We start from the raw sequence: 13,811 nt of genomic DNA, 5'->3' as shown, positions 1-13,811 counted from the left end.
CATTCCCTTGCAACGGCGGCGGATCATGATCAAGAACTTCGACTACACGCTCGGCAGCGAGACGATTGCGCTCTGCGCGAGCTTCGGCGCGGGGCCGGCGTGGCGCCGCGTGCTCGTGAGCCGTGCGGATTCGATGGAGACGCTGGTGGTGCTCGACGCGCGCGGCCTGTCGGGCTTGCTGAAGGTGGCGACCGGAGCGCCGGAAGGGCTGCTCGACGACGCGATCCGCAAGGTTGGCGACGAGCAACTCGTCGAGCGGGCGATCAGCGGCAGGACGATCGTCGAAGCCGCGCTTTGATCGCGCGATGCGGCGCGGCGCAGCGTGTGCCGGCAGGCATGGCCGCACGCGCCGCATCGCATCGCGTTGTGTCGATTACTCGGCGAACCGGTCCGTGGCCGCGACCAGCGCCTCCAGGATCCCCGGCTCGTTGTATGCATGCCCGGCGCCGGGCACGATCTCGAAGGTCGCATCCGGCCAGGCCTTCGACAAGTCCCATGCGGTGCGTGCGGGCGTCGCGACGTCATAGCGGCCTTGCACGATCACGCCCGGGATGCCGGCGAGGCGATGCGCGTCGCGCAGCAACTGGCCTTCCTCGACGAAACCCTCGTTCACGAAGTAGTGATTCTCGATCCGCGCGAACGCAAGTGCGTAGTGGCCGTCAGCGAAGTGCGCGGCGAGTGCGGGGTCGGGCAGCAGCGTGATCGTGCGGCCTTCCCAGATGCTCCACGCGCGCGCGGCTTCGAGCTTCGCGGCTTCGTCATTGCCGGTCAGCCGGCGATGGTAGGCGGCCATCAGGTCGCCGCGCTCGGCTTCCGGAATCGGTGCAACGAACGCCTCCCACAGGTCGGGGAACAGCCACGACGCGCCTTCCTGGTAGTACCACAGCAATTCCGCGCGACGCATCGTGAAGATGCCGCGCACGACCAGCGCGCTCACGCGCTCGGGGTGCGTTTCCGCATACGCGATCGACAGCGCGCTGCCCCACGAGCCGCCAAACACGAGCCACTTTTCCGCGCCGACCATCTCGCGCAGGCGCTCGATGTCGGCGACCAGATGCCACGTCGTGTTGTTCTCGAGGCTCGCATGCGGCGTCGAGCGCCCGCAGCCGCGCTGGTCGAACAGCAGGATGTCGTAACGCTCCGGATCGAACAGGCGGCGATGGTCGGGGCTGCAGCCGGCGCCGGGGCCGCCGTGCAGGAACACGGCGGGCTTGCCGGCCGGGTTGCCGCAGCGCTCCCAGTAGATGTGGTGGCCGTCGCCGGTGTCGAGATGGCCGTGGGCGTAGGGTTCGATCGGTGGGTACACGAGGCAGGCTCCGGGTGAGGGTCGACAGGAGGCGGACGAGCGGGCCGGTGTGCGGGCGGGGCACGGTACGACGGATATTGCGGCGCCGCAAAAACTCGTTGCGTAGGCATCGGCCGGCCGCCGCCGGACAAGGCTTGTCATTATGCCCATTCGCCGCTGCGGATGTCGGCTCGCTACGGTGCGCGCCGTCGTCGGTGTTCGCGCCGGGATTTTTGAAGCAATTTCATTCCGATATTTTTCATACAAAATCCCGGCGGCATATCGGCGTGCCCAAGCGGGGGCGCCGGCTTGCTGCCCATCCACCGTGCCAACGGAAACCAGCCGATGAACCATCGCGTCACGCAGTTGACCGGGTTGCGCGCCGTCGCGGTCGCGATGGTTGTGGTCGGACACGCCGAACACGTGCTGCCCGGCGGCTACACGGGCTGGTACGCGCCGTTGCGGTTGATCGCCGACGGCCGGCTCGGCGTGCTGATCTTCTTCGTCCTCAGCGGCTTCCTGATCACCAACGTGTTGTGCGCCGAGTTCGCGCGCACGGGCGGCATCGCGCTGACGTCGTTCTACGTGCGTCGCGCGCTGCGGATCTGGCCGGCCTGCTACGTCTATCTTGCGGCGGTCGCGATCGTGGCCTTCGCCGGCTGGTTCGACGTCGACCGCCGGCAGTGGCTGTATGCGGCGCTGCACCTGTGGAATTATTCGGCGTGGTTCGGGCTGACCGGCGACAACACGTTGCATCCGGACGGTGCGTGGTATCTCGGCCATTTCTGGTCGCTCGCGCTCGAGGAACAGTTCTACTGGTTCTGGCCGCTGCTGTTCGTGTTCGGCATACGGCGTGCCGGCACGCGCTGGCTGGCCGCGTTGATCCTGATCGTGCCGCTGGTGCGCGCCGTCACGTATTTCGTGGCGCCGGCGCTGCGCGGGCAACTCGGGATGATGCTTCACACGGGCGTCGATCCGATCCTGATCGGCTGTTATGCGTCGCTCAACCGCGAACGGCTCGAAGCGTGGATCGGCTCGTGGAGAGGCGAGGCGCGTATCGTGACGGCGATCATCGTCGTCGTGCTGATCGGCGGCCCGCTCGCCGAACACCGGCTCGGTGGCTTCTGGAATGCGACGTACGGTGTGACGCTCGAAGCCGCGCTGATCGCGATCGTGATCGTCGTGTTGAATTTCCGCAGCGAATTCTGGTGTGCGCGTTGGTTGCGCGCGCAGCCTGTCGTGTTCATCGGCACGATTTCGTTCAGTCTTTATCTGTGGCAGCAGCCGTTCGCGAATCCGGATCTACAGGTGCCTCATGCGTTTCCGCTCGGGATCGTGTGGGCGCTGTTGGCCGCGACGGCTAGCTACTTTCTCGTCGAGAAGCCGTTCCTGCGGCTGAAGGACCGGTATTCGGCACGCGAGGCGCGACGTGCACGTGACGACGCGCTGCGGATGCCGGCGTCGGGCGAGGCGATCGGGGCGAAGGTGGTGGAGTAGGCGGGTGGGGCGGTGTTACTGCGGCCCCGCTTACCGTCATTTGAATCGCTTCTTCGAGGCAGGCGAATACCAGAAGTCCCGGTACATATCGCTCCCGTATGATTTGCCGTCGTATTTGACGACCGTGCGCACGGTGCGTTTTCCCGCGTCCGGTTGTTTATCGTCGTTGCTTTCCGCGTTCATCACGTGTGCCGTAATCGACAGGTCCGCAAAGCCGTTGTGCGACGTCTTCTCGACCGCAATCGTCATGCGGGCGGACTCGCTGCGCAGGTCGCTGGTATCGGGGCCGCACGCGGTACCGGTGGTGGCGACCCAGCCATTGAGATTGGTGCCAAACACGGGGCGGATGCGAGCGCCTTCGCGAATCCACAGGGTCAGTTCGTTCTCCATGTAGGCATCCGGGCAGCTCGGTCCGTGCGCGGTGCTGCTGAACACGACGCCGAACGCCCGCACATCGGGCGACAGCCGGTACGGTGCCGTATCGATGCGATAGCTGTTCTCGCCGATCTGTATCGCCGCATCTTCCTGGATCACCGATTTTTCGGCCGCCACGACCTTGCCGCCTTCAACGAGCGCGACGACCTGCAGCTTGTTGCTTTCGTCCGGGTTCTTGCTTTTGGGAAGCGAGTCGAATGCAACGGCCGCGATCGTCGTTTCGGGCGCATTCGGCATGACCTTGCATGCCGCCGCGACGACTAGCCGGTCCGCGTCACGTGTGGCGATACGGGCGCTCGCGATGCCAGCCCAGCGGGCGACGGCAGTCACGACATCGTCGCCGCAAGGCTGGTTGTCGGCAGCCTGAACGGCGGGGGCGGCGACGAGCGCCAGCAGCGAGGCGAAACGAAGGATTCTCATAGTCAAAAGGTTCTTCATTGATGCAGGGGATGTCGCTTACCGACCCAAAGCGGAAGTACAGCCGACCCGACTGAGCCGCCGCAAACCGGACATTCAACGATCGCGTTCAGTCGTGCCGTTAGGCGTCGACTGCAACTGCTGGTTCGCCATTACCTACACGATGGTGAGGAGTGTCTTTGCCAAGGTCTCATGTACGTCAGCAAGCGCCATCTGGACGGTTCCGATGTACATGTCGAAGCGGGTGTCACTGCGGAAGCTGCTCCCAATGATTCCACCGTGGACACTCCAATTTCGCATGGCATAGATCAGTAGGGGGAGGTCAAGAGCTGCAAAGTTCCCCGAGGTCAATGCATTACGAATTACTTTCCCCGTGGCCATGTTCTGGACGTCGGCTGGCGTGTACTTATAGAAGAGCGAGTGCAGAGTTGTGACTGTCTGCCCGGCCGGAACGCCGGGAACTCTCGTGTTGATATGGATCGCAAGAAGCTGCTGCAACGTGGATTCATGAGCGGCTACGGTGGCAGCGTTGAGGCCGGCTTTGCCAAAGATGAAACGGAAGCGTTGAAGTTCGCTCTTTGCCGTTGTTCCGCCAAACAGATCGAGTATGGACGGTCTTGAGAACAGTGCGTTCATCCCGGACCAAGCCAGGTTGAATCTCACCATTTCAGTCACGCCGGGGGACCTTGCTGATTTGTTGAGGAACTTGCTCGCGTAGTTCAATGGATGCAAATGGCTCGCCCTGCGAGTCCAATCGATGGCCACGCCCAACCCAATCAGTTGTTCAGATTCTTCCTCCGTTTGAATTTGCGGATCGGGCAACTGGTGCTCCAGTTTTTTTGCTGCCTTTGCATAGGTCTGGCTGGCGACTTCGAATTTGCTTTTCGCGGTTGTCACGAAGACTCTCCCTGTGATGGCTAACTATTGGTTTATCCAGCAGGCGGTGCCGCTTGGCGCTGGCGACTGCTGTTTAACCAGGCCTGGTCCATTGATGCTCAAGCCTTGTCCTGTAAGCATTAATTCTCCAGCATGCCGGAATTGGCGGCCATTAAATTTATGTGGAAAGCGGCGTCCATCGGAGGCCACTCGCCAGCCAGCGGAACCTGGCGCAACGGCAGAATTTCCCGGGACGACCTAGTCACCGAGCTCTGCCGATCAGCCCGAGCCGGGGCGCCGTATAGCAGCCGCTCACGGACTTCCGCTTCTGGCCGACTGCCGCCCGACGCGGTCGGCCGTGGTCGACCTGCGGCCGACGTATGCGAGTGGCGATCTCCGATCTTTTTCAGTCACCCGGTTTCTCGTAAAGCGACCATTCAGCGGCGAAGACTCCAAGTCAGCGCAGCGTGTACCATGCACATTCTCAAACATGCGGTGGTTCACGATGAAAAGCCTTCTAGTCGCTTCAGGTCGTGCCAAGCTGGCAACGGAAGTCTTCGGAAGCGGAGAACCGATTGTATTTTTGCACGCGCGGGTCGCGGACCGCCGGATGTGGAGCCAGCAGATTCGCGAAATTGGCGCTGGCAACCAAGCTATCGCCTATGATCGACGCGGATTTGGCGAAACAGTTGCCGAGGCAGAGGACCACTCTGCCGTTGAAGATTTGATCGCTGTTCTCCAATCGGTGGCAGGTGGGTCTCCTGCAATACTCGTTGCCTGCTCTCAAGGTGGAGGCATAGCCCTCGACGCCGCTCTTCGGTATCCGTCGCATGTTCGCGGTCTCGTTCTTGTCGCGCCGAGTGTGACAGGTGCGCCCAAAATGACTCATGCAGCGCGGGTTGAAGATTTGGTCACCCGTTTGGCGGCGGCAGAAGCGAGGAAAGATATTGAAGAGGCCGTCGCCATTCGAGCGACGCTCTGGCTTGACGGTCCGTTTCAACCTGAGGGGCGTGTGACGGGTGAAGCTCGCAAACTGTTTGACGAGATGAACGTTGCCGCTCTCGGTTTGCCGCCGACGGGCACGAACACTGATGCACCGGCCGCTTACGGACGGTTGGGCGAACTATTAGTACCGACGCTGGTGATGTGTGGGGACCTCGACCTTCCCGGAATTCAGGAGCGAAGTCGTTACGTTGCGTCTAACGTATCCCGCGGAACGTTCCACCAGATATCAGGTACCGCACATTTGCCGTCCCTCGAACGGCCACAGGAGCTTACGAGCGTGATCGCGGGTTTCATCAATCAAGGTAAAGCTCTGCAATAGCGGGGAGGCGAAGCGCTAACGAGGATTTTCCTGTGGCGCATGAAGTGATTGTCGACGATCCGTACGGTGTCATCGAGTGTCCCCGTACGACCGAATGCCGACACCTCGCCCAGCGTTTCCAAGAAATCCGCAAGGAATAAAAAAAGGCCCTTGCGAGAAGGGCCTTTCATAGACGAAGGTACGAGCAACGCTTACCGCGTCAACGCCGTAAACCCCTCCAGCAACCGATCGACATCAGCGGCTTGAATCGCGCCCATCGTCGAAATCCGGAACAGTTCCTTCGACAGCCCGCCTTGCCCCGCATAGATCACGAAGCCACGCGCTTTCAACCCGTCATGCAGCGTCTCGTACGTCACACCCTGCGGCAACCGATACGCCCGCAGCACGACCGACGATTCACCTTCCGGCAGTACCAGCGGCATCCCGCGCGCCGCGAGCCCGGCTTGCGCCTGATCGGCGAGCGCCTTGTAATGCGCATGACGCGCACGCCATCCACCTGCCTCATCAAACTCGCGCAGCGCCTCGACGAGCGCGTAATACGCATGCACGGAAGGCGTGAACGGCGTATTCCGCTGATCCTGCAGCTTCGCAAGACGACCGAGATCGAGGTAGTAGGTACGGCTCGCAGCCTTCGCGAGCGCACTGCGGCGCACGATCACGAACGCTGCTCCCGGCACGCCGTGCAGGCACTTGTTCGCGGTCGCGGCAACCGCGTCGATGTCGCCGCCGGCGAAGTCGATCGCTTCCGCGCCGAAGCTGCTGACGCCATCGACCAGCATTTTCACGCCGCGCGAACGGCACACCTCGGCAATCGCACCGAGATCGTTCAGCCGACCCGTCGTCGTCTCATGATGAATCACGGCGACATGCGAGTACCCACCCGCATCAAGCCGTGCGCCGATCTGCGCGAGATCGGGCGCCTGCATCCACTCATGCTTGAGCACGTCATGCGCGATCCCGTACTGCGTTGCGATCTGCGTGATCCGCTCGCCGTACACGCCGTTCTCGATCACCAGCAGCTTGCCGTCCTGCGGCACGAGTGCCGCGATCATGCTTTCGACAGCAGCCGTACCCGAGCCCGTCATCAGCACGGCCGTCCACTCAGCCGGATCGAGCTCGTACGCGGCGACGAGACGCGCACGTGCCTCATCCTGCAGATCGAAGAATTCGCTTTCGCGATGGCACAGGTCAGGTTGCAGCAGGCTGCGGCGCACGCGTTCGGTGAGCGTGACCGGGCCGGGGTTCAGCAGCAGCATCAATGGGCTCCTTCAACGTGGGCTTCGGTCTGAGCGGCGCCGATGTGCCGCATCAGACGGGTCTTGACCTCGACCGGCGTGACGGTCGGGCGGGGCAGGCCGTCGGGTACGCCGGTGCGGATCGCCAGGCGCACGAACTGCGCACCGTCGTGCGACCCGGCCAGCGCCGTATCGAGCACGTCGAGCGTGTCGCCTTCGGCCGCCGACGCGTAGCCGCACGCAGCCGCGACACCGGCGAACGACACGTGCTGCGACACCGTTGCCTGGCCGCCCGTCGATTCGTGCGCGCCGTTGTCGAGCAGCACGTGCGTGAGGTTGGCCGGGCCGTAGGTGCCGAGCGTCGCGAACGCGCCCATGCGCATCAGCGCGGCGCCGTCGCCGTCGACCGCAACGACCTTCAGGTCGGGCCGCGCGAGCGCGAGGCCGAGCGCGAGCGGCGTCACGCAGCCCATCGAGCCGACCATGTACAGCTGGTTCGGGCGATCGTCGATCGCGTAGAGTTCGCGGCCGCAGAAACCGGTCGATGCAAGCACGACGGTCGAATCGACCGGCGTGTGCGCGATGACGCGCTGCAGCGCGTCCTGGCGGGTCGGCCAGGCTTCGGCCGACGCGGCACGCGACGACGATTGCGCAGCGACATGCGCGCGCGGCGTGGCCGCCGGGTTTGCCTTCAGCTCATACGGTGCGACGCTGCCTTTCTGCATCACGAGCGCGTACGGGCGGCCCGTCGCGTCCATGTGCGCGATCGCGCGGTCGAGTGCCGGGCCGACCTGTTCGGGGTCGGTCGGGAACGTCTCCCACGGGATCTCCATCGTGTCGAGCATCGCGGGCGTGATCGGGCCCATCAGCGCGTGCTGCGGCTCGTCGGATACGCCCGGCTGGCCGCGCCACGTGACGATCAGCAGCTGCGGCAGGCGGAACGTCCACGTCAGCGACGTGAGCGGGCTCACCGCGTTGCCGAGCCCCGAGTTCTGCATCATCGCGATGCCGCGCTTGCCGCCGAGCGTCGCGCCCGCGATCAACGCGACCGCGTCGCCTTCGTTCGCGGCCGACACGTAATTCAGCGTCGGGTCCTGCAGCACGTAGTTGATGAACGGCGTCAGGTACGAGCAGGGCACGCCTGCGTACCAGTCGAAACCGCGCTCGCGCGCGGCCTCGACGAACTGGGCCGCTTCGATCATTGCGCGCCCCCGTTGCCGGTGCCCGGTTCGGACAGCGGCGTCTGGCCGTGCGCGAAGTCGCCAGCGCGGCGGAAGTCTTCGAGATCGTTCACACCGCGCCAGTGGCCGTGCACGTACTGCACCTCGATCTTCTCGCCGGCGGCGATCAGTTCGTTGAGCAGCGACGGGATGTCGAGCGTGTCGAAATCGTCGCGCGCCTGCAGCGTCGCGAGCATCGCCTTCAGGCGGTCGACACCGGCGCCGCGCACGTTCAGCAGGCCGATCCAGCGGCCGTGCGGCGTGCCGGCGGCGACGTCGCTCGATACGCGTTGCAGGTAGGTCTTCTGGCCGAACAGGCCGCGATCGTCCGCCGCCGAGCACAGCGCGAAATCGCGCACGCTTTGGTTGGTTTCGGTGAGCGATGAATCGACCACCACGCTGAACTCGGCCTCGCTCTCCGCGAGGTCGCGCACGATGTAGCTGCGGAACAGCAGGTCGCCGTACGAGATCACGGTGTCGCCGGTCAGGCGTTCGGCCGCACATGCGAGCGACGCGAGTTCGCCCGTCTGCGCATGGCGTTCGTTGACGACGAGCTTGATGCCCGACGTGTCGATCGCGTCGGCGCGATAGCCGCCAACCACGGTGATGTCGTTCACGCCGTGCGTCTTGAAGCCGTCGACGAGCCAGCGCAGCAGCGGCTTGCCGGCGACCGGCAGCATGACCTTCGGCTTGTCTTCGGTCACGGCTTCGAGGCCCTTGCCGCGGCTCGCGGCGAGCACGATCGCGGCGTTCGACGCGCGCGACGACGACGACAGGTAGATACGCTCGGCGGCCGAGTACTCGTCGGCGTCCTGCAGGCGGAAGATCTCGTTGACCGATGCCACGCGGTCCTCGACGTTGATCAGCGTTTCGCTCTCGTGGATCTCGCGCGCGGTCGCCTGCATCGCGGATGCCGACGCGCGGATCAGGTGATTCGCCCAGATCACGGTGCTGATGCCGGCCTGGCGGAACACGTCGGTCGGCGTGCTGTAGTACTTGGTCGGCACGATCACGAGCGGCGCCTTGCCGCTCCATTCGCGCGCGAACTGCAGGATCTCGTCCGGGCGCGACAGCTTGCTGTGGATCAGGATCGCGTCGGCGCCGGCTTCCGCGTACGCGTTCGCGCGACGCAGTGCCTCGTCCATCCCCCAGCCCGCGATCAGCGCTTCGACACGCGCGACGATCGAGAAGTCGGGATCGGTCTGCGAATCCTTGCCGGCCTTGATCTTGCCGCAGAACTCGTCGATTTCCGCGAGCGGCTGGCGCTCGCCGCCGATGAAGCTGTTGGTCTTCGGAAACTGCTTGTCCTCGATACAGACGCCGGCGATGCCGCGCTGTTCGAGCTTCTTCACGAGGCGGCGCACGTTGTTGAAGTTGCCGTAGCCGGTGTCGCCGTCGAGCAGGATCGGCAGGTCGCTCGCGTCGGCCATGAATTCGAGCACGTCGACGACCTGGGTCCAGCTCGCTTCGTTGTTGTCGCGCACGCCGAACTGCGCGGAGATCGCGAGGCCCGATGCCCAGATGCCCTTGAAGCCGGCTTCGCGGACGATCCGTGCGGACAGGCCGTTGTGCGCTTCCATCAGGAATTCGAGGTCGCTGCTGACGAGCATGCGGCGCAGGCGTGCGCTGCGCGATTCGGTGAAGTTGGGTTCGCGTGCGTTCATCGTGCGGCTCCTGCGGTGGTGCGTTGAATCAGGGGGAGGATTTCTTGCGTGGCGCGAGCGACGTCGTTCGGGAAGTCGATCTCGATCCACGGCGAGCCGGTAACGTCGGCGACGTCGAACGAATGACCGCCTTCGAGCAGCAGGTCACGCACGGCTTCCTCGTGCGGCATGTTCGCGCGGCCGCTGTCGACATAGCCCGCGACGATCGTCGCGAGGCGGCGCGCGGTGCCTTCGGTGAAGCGGAAGAAGCCGACCGATTCGCCGATCGTGTCGTATTCGAGGTCGACCGCGAGCTGCTTGCGCAGTTCGACCGGCACGCCGTTCTTCAGGCACAGCTTGACGGGCTCGTCGCCGGCCTCGAAGTCGCGGTCGATCAGCAGGCGGTCGACCGTCTTGTCGGAATCGGCCACCAGCGCGTGCAGGATGTTCTCGTCGTACAGCACGTCCGCGTCCATCAGCAGCACGTCGCCGCCGCGCGTCATCGCATCGGCGACGGTATGCACGGTCAGCACGCTGCCGAGGTCGTAGCGGTCGTTGATCACGATCTCGGCCCGGCGGCCGAGGCGCTTCAGTTCCTGCTCGACCTTCTCGTGCTGAAAGCCGAGCCCGAGCACGATCTCGTCGACGCCCGCGGCGTCGAGTACGCGCAGATGGCGCTCGAGCAGCGAAACGTCGTCGAAGCGCAGCAGGCACTTCGGGAACTGCGCTTCGGGCGGTTGTTGCAGGCGCAAGCCGAGGCCTGCCGCAAGAATGATGGCTCGCATGGGTTCTCCAACCAAAAAGCCGGCGATCTGAACGATCAGTCGGCGAGCGGCTGCGGCGCACGGCGCCGCTGCCAGTTTCTTTCACTGAAATGCAGATAGAGCAGGCCGGGCAGGCCGAGCGCGAGTTCGCGCGCGCGCTTCGCGAGCGACAGCGCGAGCGCCGCGTCGGGCGGCAGTCCGACCAGCGGCGCGAGCAGCAGGTAGCCGCCTTCCTGCGCGCCGAGCGAGCCCGGGATCGCGAAGGCCGCGCCACGAATGGCCTGGCCGACGCTCTCGAGCAGCAGCGCGTCGAGCCAGCTCACCGGATGCCCGAGGAAGTGCAGCGCGAGCCACACTTCCGCGGTGCCGACGATCCAGCCGACGAGACTCAGTGCGAACGTCTTCGCGACCTTCGCACGATCGCGGTACAGCGCGCCGACCGCGTCGTCGATTGCGTCGGCGCGGGTCGCCAGCGACGACCAGTCGCGCGGGCCGAGCAGCTTCGACGCGAGGCGCAGGCCGCGGCCGAACAGCCCGCGCCGCTGCGCGGCATAGAACAGCAAAGCAAGCGCGCCGAGCACGCCGGTGGCGATCAGCGCGGGCGTGCGCAGGTGCGCGACCGACTCGTGCGTGGCATACAGGCTGAACGCGGCGATGCCGATCAGCGCGAACGCCATTTGCGCGAGCGCCTGCATCGTCGTGCTGACGGTGACGGCCGCCGCCGCGTCGGCCATCCGCGTGCCGCGCTGCGCGAGGTGGCGCACCATCAGCACTGGGCCGCCGATCTGCCCGGCGGGCAGCAGGCTGTTCACCGATTCGCCGACCCAGCGCGCGCGCAGCGCATTGCCGAGCTCGGCGCCCGGCTGGCCGCGGCGGAACATCACGGAGATCGCGATCGCGTCGATGACGAGCGGCACGACGTGGAACGCCGCGACGAGCGCGAGCCCCCAGCCGGCCGCGAGGAACGTGGACGCGACCGCGCCGACGCCCTGCCATGCAAGGAGTGCAACGAAGAGTGCGGTCCCGAGGGACAGCAGGATCAGGCCGGCGCGTGTCATGACCCGGTCGTGCGTCGCGTCGCCAGTTGCTTGAACACCTGGCGGAAACCGAAATACGCGATCGCGTCCTTCATGTTCGAGACGAAGCGCTTCCACGGACGCATGCCGGGGTTCGTCACGTATTCGAAGGTGAGCGACACACGCATCTCGTTCTGGCCCAGCGGCGTGATGCGGTGGCGCAGCTTGTCGCCGTCGAACAGCACGATGCCGCCGTCGGCGATCTGCACGGAGCCCGGTTCATCGGCCACGTCCGGATTGCGCGTGTGCAGCTCGTAGTCGAGCCGGCACGACGATTCGTCGATCACGCCGATCAGCAGCGTGTAGCGGCGGCCGTCGTAGTACGACGTGTCGTAGTGCCAGCCGATGTGGTCGCCGGGCTTCGTGTAGTAATACAGTGCATACGCGTGCGGATCGTCGTCCGGCGACAGCATCAGCTTGTCGCCCGTGACCTTCTCGAGGAAGCTGATCAGCGCCTTCGAACGATACAGTTCGGCGATGTACGGCGCCTGCTCGTCGATCGTATGGCGGCTCACGCTGCCGCCCTGCTTGTGGCCGGGCAGGTAATTGCGGTTCAGGCCGGCCTGCATCGCGCGGGCCGCCGCCGCGAGCTTCGCGTGCGCGTCGGCCGGCAGGAAGGCGTCGAGGTACAGGAACGAGCCCTGGCGCGTGTAGTCGCCGCGCAGGCGGTCGAGGTCGAGCGGGCCGACGCAGTCGGCCACGGTGCGATCGGGATCGGCTGCGGCCGCGCGCGCAGGCGCGGGGCGTGCCGGGCTCAGCACGGAGTCGTCGCGCGTGCTAGGAGTCATTTGGAAGCCTGGATTTCAGTTGAATTCTGGCGGACGTTGCCGCGCCGGACGATGCGCCACCAGTCGATCACGACCCATGCGGCGAACAGCGGGGCGCCGATCGACGCCGCGAGCAGGAACGGCTCGACGCCGTCGACGAGCGTCACGAGCGGCAGCAGATAGAGCACGTCTTCGGTTTCGAAGCCACCGGCGAACGCCTGCTTGGTGCCGGCCTTGCCGGCGATCGATTCGATCCGCATGCGCAGGAAGAAGATCAGCGCGACGGCGGCGCCGGCCACCGCGCCGAGCAGCACCGGCGACGCGGCCATCTGGCCGCCCTGGGCGACGATGCCGAGGCCCATGCTGACGAACAGCGCGACCGTGACGAGCGCGTCCGCCGCGAGGTCGTAAAAATGACCGATCTTGCTGGATTTCCCGCTGATGCGTGCGAGCTCGCCGTCGGTGTGGTCGACGAAGTTCGACAGCACGATCAGGAACGCGCCTGCATTGCTCCAACCGAAGCCGCCGTGCGCGAGGCACCAGGCGCCGGCGAGGCCGATCAGAAGACGAACGGTGGTGAGGTGATTCGGGGTGACGGGCGTGTCGACGAGCGGTCGGACAAGCGAGCGCGCGAGCCGCGCATCCCAGGTGCGTGGCAGGGGCGGTTCGGCGCGTGTGGCGGTTTTTCTTTGGTCCATCGGCGAAATATATACGGAATTGTAATTTGTTGCTTTTTATTCGATCAATGTCCTGACATGAGGGAGTGTTACCGCGTCTTGCAGCGATCGGCCGACCGAAAAGCGCGTGCGCGACAGGGCGGCCGAACGGGGCTGCGGGATCCGTATTCCAGTGTGGTTCGCGTCGCGCGGCTGTCAAGGACGGACGGGCCTCACAGGCCGGTGCGGCGGTACTTTTCGCGCTTCCCGGCGCGCGTCGCGCGGCGCGTGCGAGCTTGACGTGCGTCAGGCCGCGGCAAGCCGCATCGGGTGACAATTGGCCGCGCCGGACGGGTATCGATCATTGCCGATCGACAGGCGATAAATCGCAATGGAAATTCGGCGATTGATGCGCTCAGGTTGGTGATCGTCGACCGGTCTTTCTGTTCGATGCTTTCGCGCCCCTTTCGTGTGCATCCGATTCGAACGGCGTGCCTGTCACAGAACGGCCGTTCGATACCCGGCAAATCCGGCAAGGATCTTTTTCATACAGCGGACATTTCGCGGCGATCGCCTCTGAGATACTCCGACCGTGCCTGTGGTGCCGGCCGCCCCT

At 65.1% G+C, this 13,811-nt stretch carries 13 protein-coding genes; 3 read left to right on the top strand and 10 right to left on the bottom strand.

Features of this window, described 5'->3' with window-relative positions:
- The first annotated feature begins 25 nt into the window (after positions 1–25).
- Positions 26–298 (top strand): hypothetical protein, encoded by a 273-nt coding sequence (locus HAV18_RS04685; protein ID WP_166953281.1) that lies wholly within the window; start codon positions 26–28, stop codon positions 296–298.
- 75 nt (positions 299–373) lie between these two features.
- Here the strand turns inward: HAV18_RS04685 and pip are convergent, their stop codons facing one another.
- Positions 374–1,306 carry a prolyl aminopeptidase gene (gene pip / locus HAV18_RS04680; protein ID WP_166953280.1) on the bottom strand — a complete coding sequence of 311 codons (933 nt, stop codon included), beginning with the start codon at positions 1,304–1,306 and terminating at the stop codon, positions 374–376.
- 324 nt (positions 1,307–1,630) lie between these two features.
- Between pip and HAV18_RS04675 the strand changes: the two genes are divergently transcribed.
- Complete coding sequence (locus tag HAV18_RS04675; protein WP_166953278.1) at positions 1,631–2,782, top strand: acyltransferase; 1,152 nt, start codon at positions 1,631–1,633, stop codon at positions 2,780–2,782.
- Between the two features lie 36 nt (positions 2,783–2,818).
- Here the strand turns inward: HAV18_RS04675 and HAV18_RS04670 are convergent, their stop codons facing one another.
- Together HAV18_RS04670 and HAV18_RS04665 are read right to left on the bottom strand one after the other, a co-directional pair.
- Entirely contained in the window at positions 2,819–3,637 is an 819-nt protein-coding gene (locus HAV18_RS04670) for a multidrug ABC transporter ATPase (protein WP_166953277.1), read from the bottom strand.
- A 153-nt stretch (positions 3,638–3,790) separates the two neighbouring features.
- Complete coding sequence (locus HAV18_RS04665) at positions 3,791–4,531, bottom strand: hypothetical protein (RefSeq protein ID WP_166953275.1); 741 nt, start codon at positions 4,529–4,531, stop codon at positions 3,791–3,793.
- A gap of 484 nt (positions 4,532–5,015) precedes the next feature.
- On the opposite strand from HAV18_RS04665, the gene HAV18_RS04660 reads away from it, so the two are divergent.
- Positions 5,016–5,834, top strand: a complete 819-nt coding sequence (locus HAV18_RS04660) for an alpha/beta fold hydrolase (protein WP_166953274.1) — start codon at positions 5,016–5,018, stop codon at positions 5,832–5,834.
- Positions 5,835–6,025: 191 nt separating this feature from the next.
- On the opposite strand, the gene HAV18_RS04655 is transcribed toward HAV18_RS04660, so the two are convergent.
- From HAV18_RS04655 to HAV18_RS04625, 7 genes are read right to left on the bottom strand one after another with little or no spacing between them, the layout of a single operon-like run.
- The gene (locus HAV18_RS04655; RefSeq protein WP_166953272.1) at positions 6,026–7,090 is read right to left on the bottom strand and encodes a 2-aminoethylphosphonate aminotransferase; all 1,065 of its coding nucleotides are present in this window, start codon (positions 7,088–7,090) and stop codon (positions 6,026–6,028) included.
- A complete protein-coding gene (aepY, locus tag HAV18_RS04650; RefSeq protein WP_166953271.1) occupies positions 7,090–8,271 on the bottom strand; it encodes a phosphonopyruvate decarboxylase in 1,182 nt (393 codons plus the stop codon). Before aepY ends, HAV18_RS04655 begins: the two co-directional genes overlap by 1 nt.
- Positions 8,268–9,953, bottom strand: a complete 1,686-nt coding sequence (gene aepX, locus HAV18_RS04645) for a phosphoenolpyruvate mutase (protein ID WP_166953270.1) — start codon at positions 9,951–9,953, stop codon at positions 8,268–8,270. The genes aepY and aepX overlap by 4 nt, the downstream gene beginning before the upstream one ends.
- Positions 9,950–10,717, bottom strand: coding sequence for an NTP transferase domain-containing protein (locus HAV18_RS04640; RefSeq protein WP_166953268.1), 768 nt, complete (start codon positions 10,715–10,717; stop codon positions 9,950–9,952). The genes aepX and HAV18_RS04640 overlap by 4 nt, the downstream gene beginning before the upstream one ends.
- 35 nt (positions 10,718–10,752) lie before the next feature.
- Positions 10,753–11,754 (bottom strand): HpnL family protein, encoded by a 1,002-nt coding sequence (locus tag HAV18_RS04635; protein WP_166953267.1) that lies wholly within the window; start codon positions 11,752–11,754, stop codon positions 10,753–10,755.
- Positions 11,751–12,560: a 2OG-Fe(II) oxygenase gene (locus HAV18_RS04630; RefSeq protein ID WP_166953265.1), complete on the bottom strand. Its 810-nt coding sequence runs from the start codon at positions 12,558–12,560 to the stop codon at positions 11,751–11,753. Before HAV18_RS04630 ends, HAV18_RS04635 begins: the two co-directional genes overlap by 4 nt.
- Positions 12,557–13,237 (bottom strand): CDP-alcohol phosphatidyltransferase family protein, encoded by a 681-nt coding sequence (locus tag HAV18_RS04625; protein ID WP_166953264.1) that lies wholly within the window; start codon positions 13,235–13,237, stop codon positions 12,557–12,559. The genes HAV18_RS04630 and HAV18_RS04625 overlap by 4 nt, the downstream gene beginning before the upstream one ends.
- Between the last annotated feature and the right edge of the window lie 574 nt (positions 13,238–13,811).

The sequence above is a fragment of the Burkholderia sp. D-99 genome, from assembly GCF_011605345.1.
Taxonomy (GTDB): domain Bacteria; phylum Pseudomonadota; class Gammaproteobacteria; order Burkholderiales; family Burkholderiaceae; genus Burkholderia.
The sequence above is the reverse complement of the archived record's forward strand: the minus strand, read 5'-3'. Positions and strand labels throughout refer to the sequence as shown.

What these genes read in the sequence shown, in the direction of transcription:
- HAV18_RS04685 (WP_166953281.1), top strand. Translation starts at nt 26, where the DNA reads ATGATCAAGAACTTCGACTACACGCTCGGCAGCGAGACGATTGCGCTC.
- HAV18_RS04675 (WP_166953278.1), top strand. Translation starts at nt 1,631, where the DNA reads ATGAACCATCGCGTCACGCAGTTGACCGGGTTGCGCGCCGTCGCGGTC.
- HAV18_RS04670 (WP_166953277.1), bottom strand. Translation starts at nt 3,637, where the DNA reads ATGAGAATCCTTCGTTTCGCCTCGCTGCTGGCGCTCGTCGCCGCCCCC.
- HAV18_RS04660 (WP_166953274.1), top strand. Translation starts at nt 5,016, where the DNA reads ATGAAAAGCCTTCTAGTCGCTTCAGGTCGTGCCAAGCTGGCAACGGAA.
- HAV18_RS04655 (WP_166953272.1), bottom strand. Translation starts at nt 7,090, where the DNA reads ATGCTGCTGCTGAACCCCGGCCCGGTCACGCTCACCGAACGCGTGCGC.
- aepY (WP_166953271.1), bottom strand. Translation starts at nt 8,271, where the DNA reads ATGATCGAAGCGGCCCAGTTCGTCGAGGCCGCGCGCGAGCGCGGTTTC.
- aepX (WP_166953270.1), bottom strand. Translation starts at nt 9,953, where the DNA reads ATGAACGCACGCGAACCCAACTTCACCGAATCGCGCAGCGCACGCCTG.
- HAV18_RS04640 (WP_166953268.1), bottom strand. Translation starts at nt 10,717, where the DNA reads ATGCGAGCCATCATTCTTGCGGCAGGCCTCGGCTTGCGCCTGCAACAA.
- HAV18_RS04635 (WP_166953267.1), bottom strand. Translation starts at nt 11,754, where the DNA reads ATGACACGCGCCGGCCTGATCCTGCTGTCCCTCGGGACCGCACTCTTC.
- HAV18_RS04630 (WP_166953265.1), bottom strand. Translation starts at nt 12,560, where the DNA reads ATGACTCCTAGCACGCGCGACGACTCCGTGCTGAGCCCGGCACGCCCC.
- HAV18_RS04625 (WP_166953264.1), bottom strand. Translation starts at nt 13,237, where the DNA reads ATGGACCAAAGAAAAACCGCCACACGCGCCGAACCGCCCCTGCCACGC.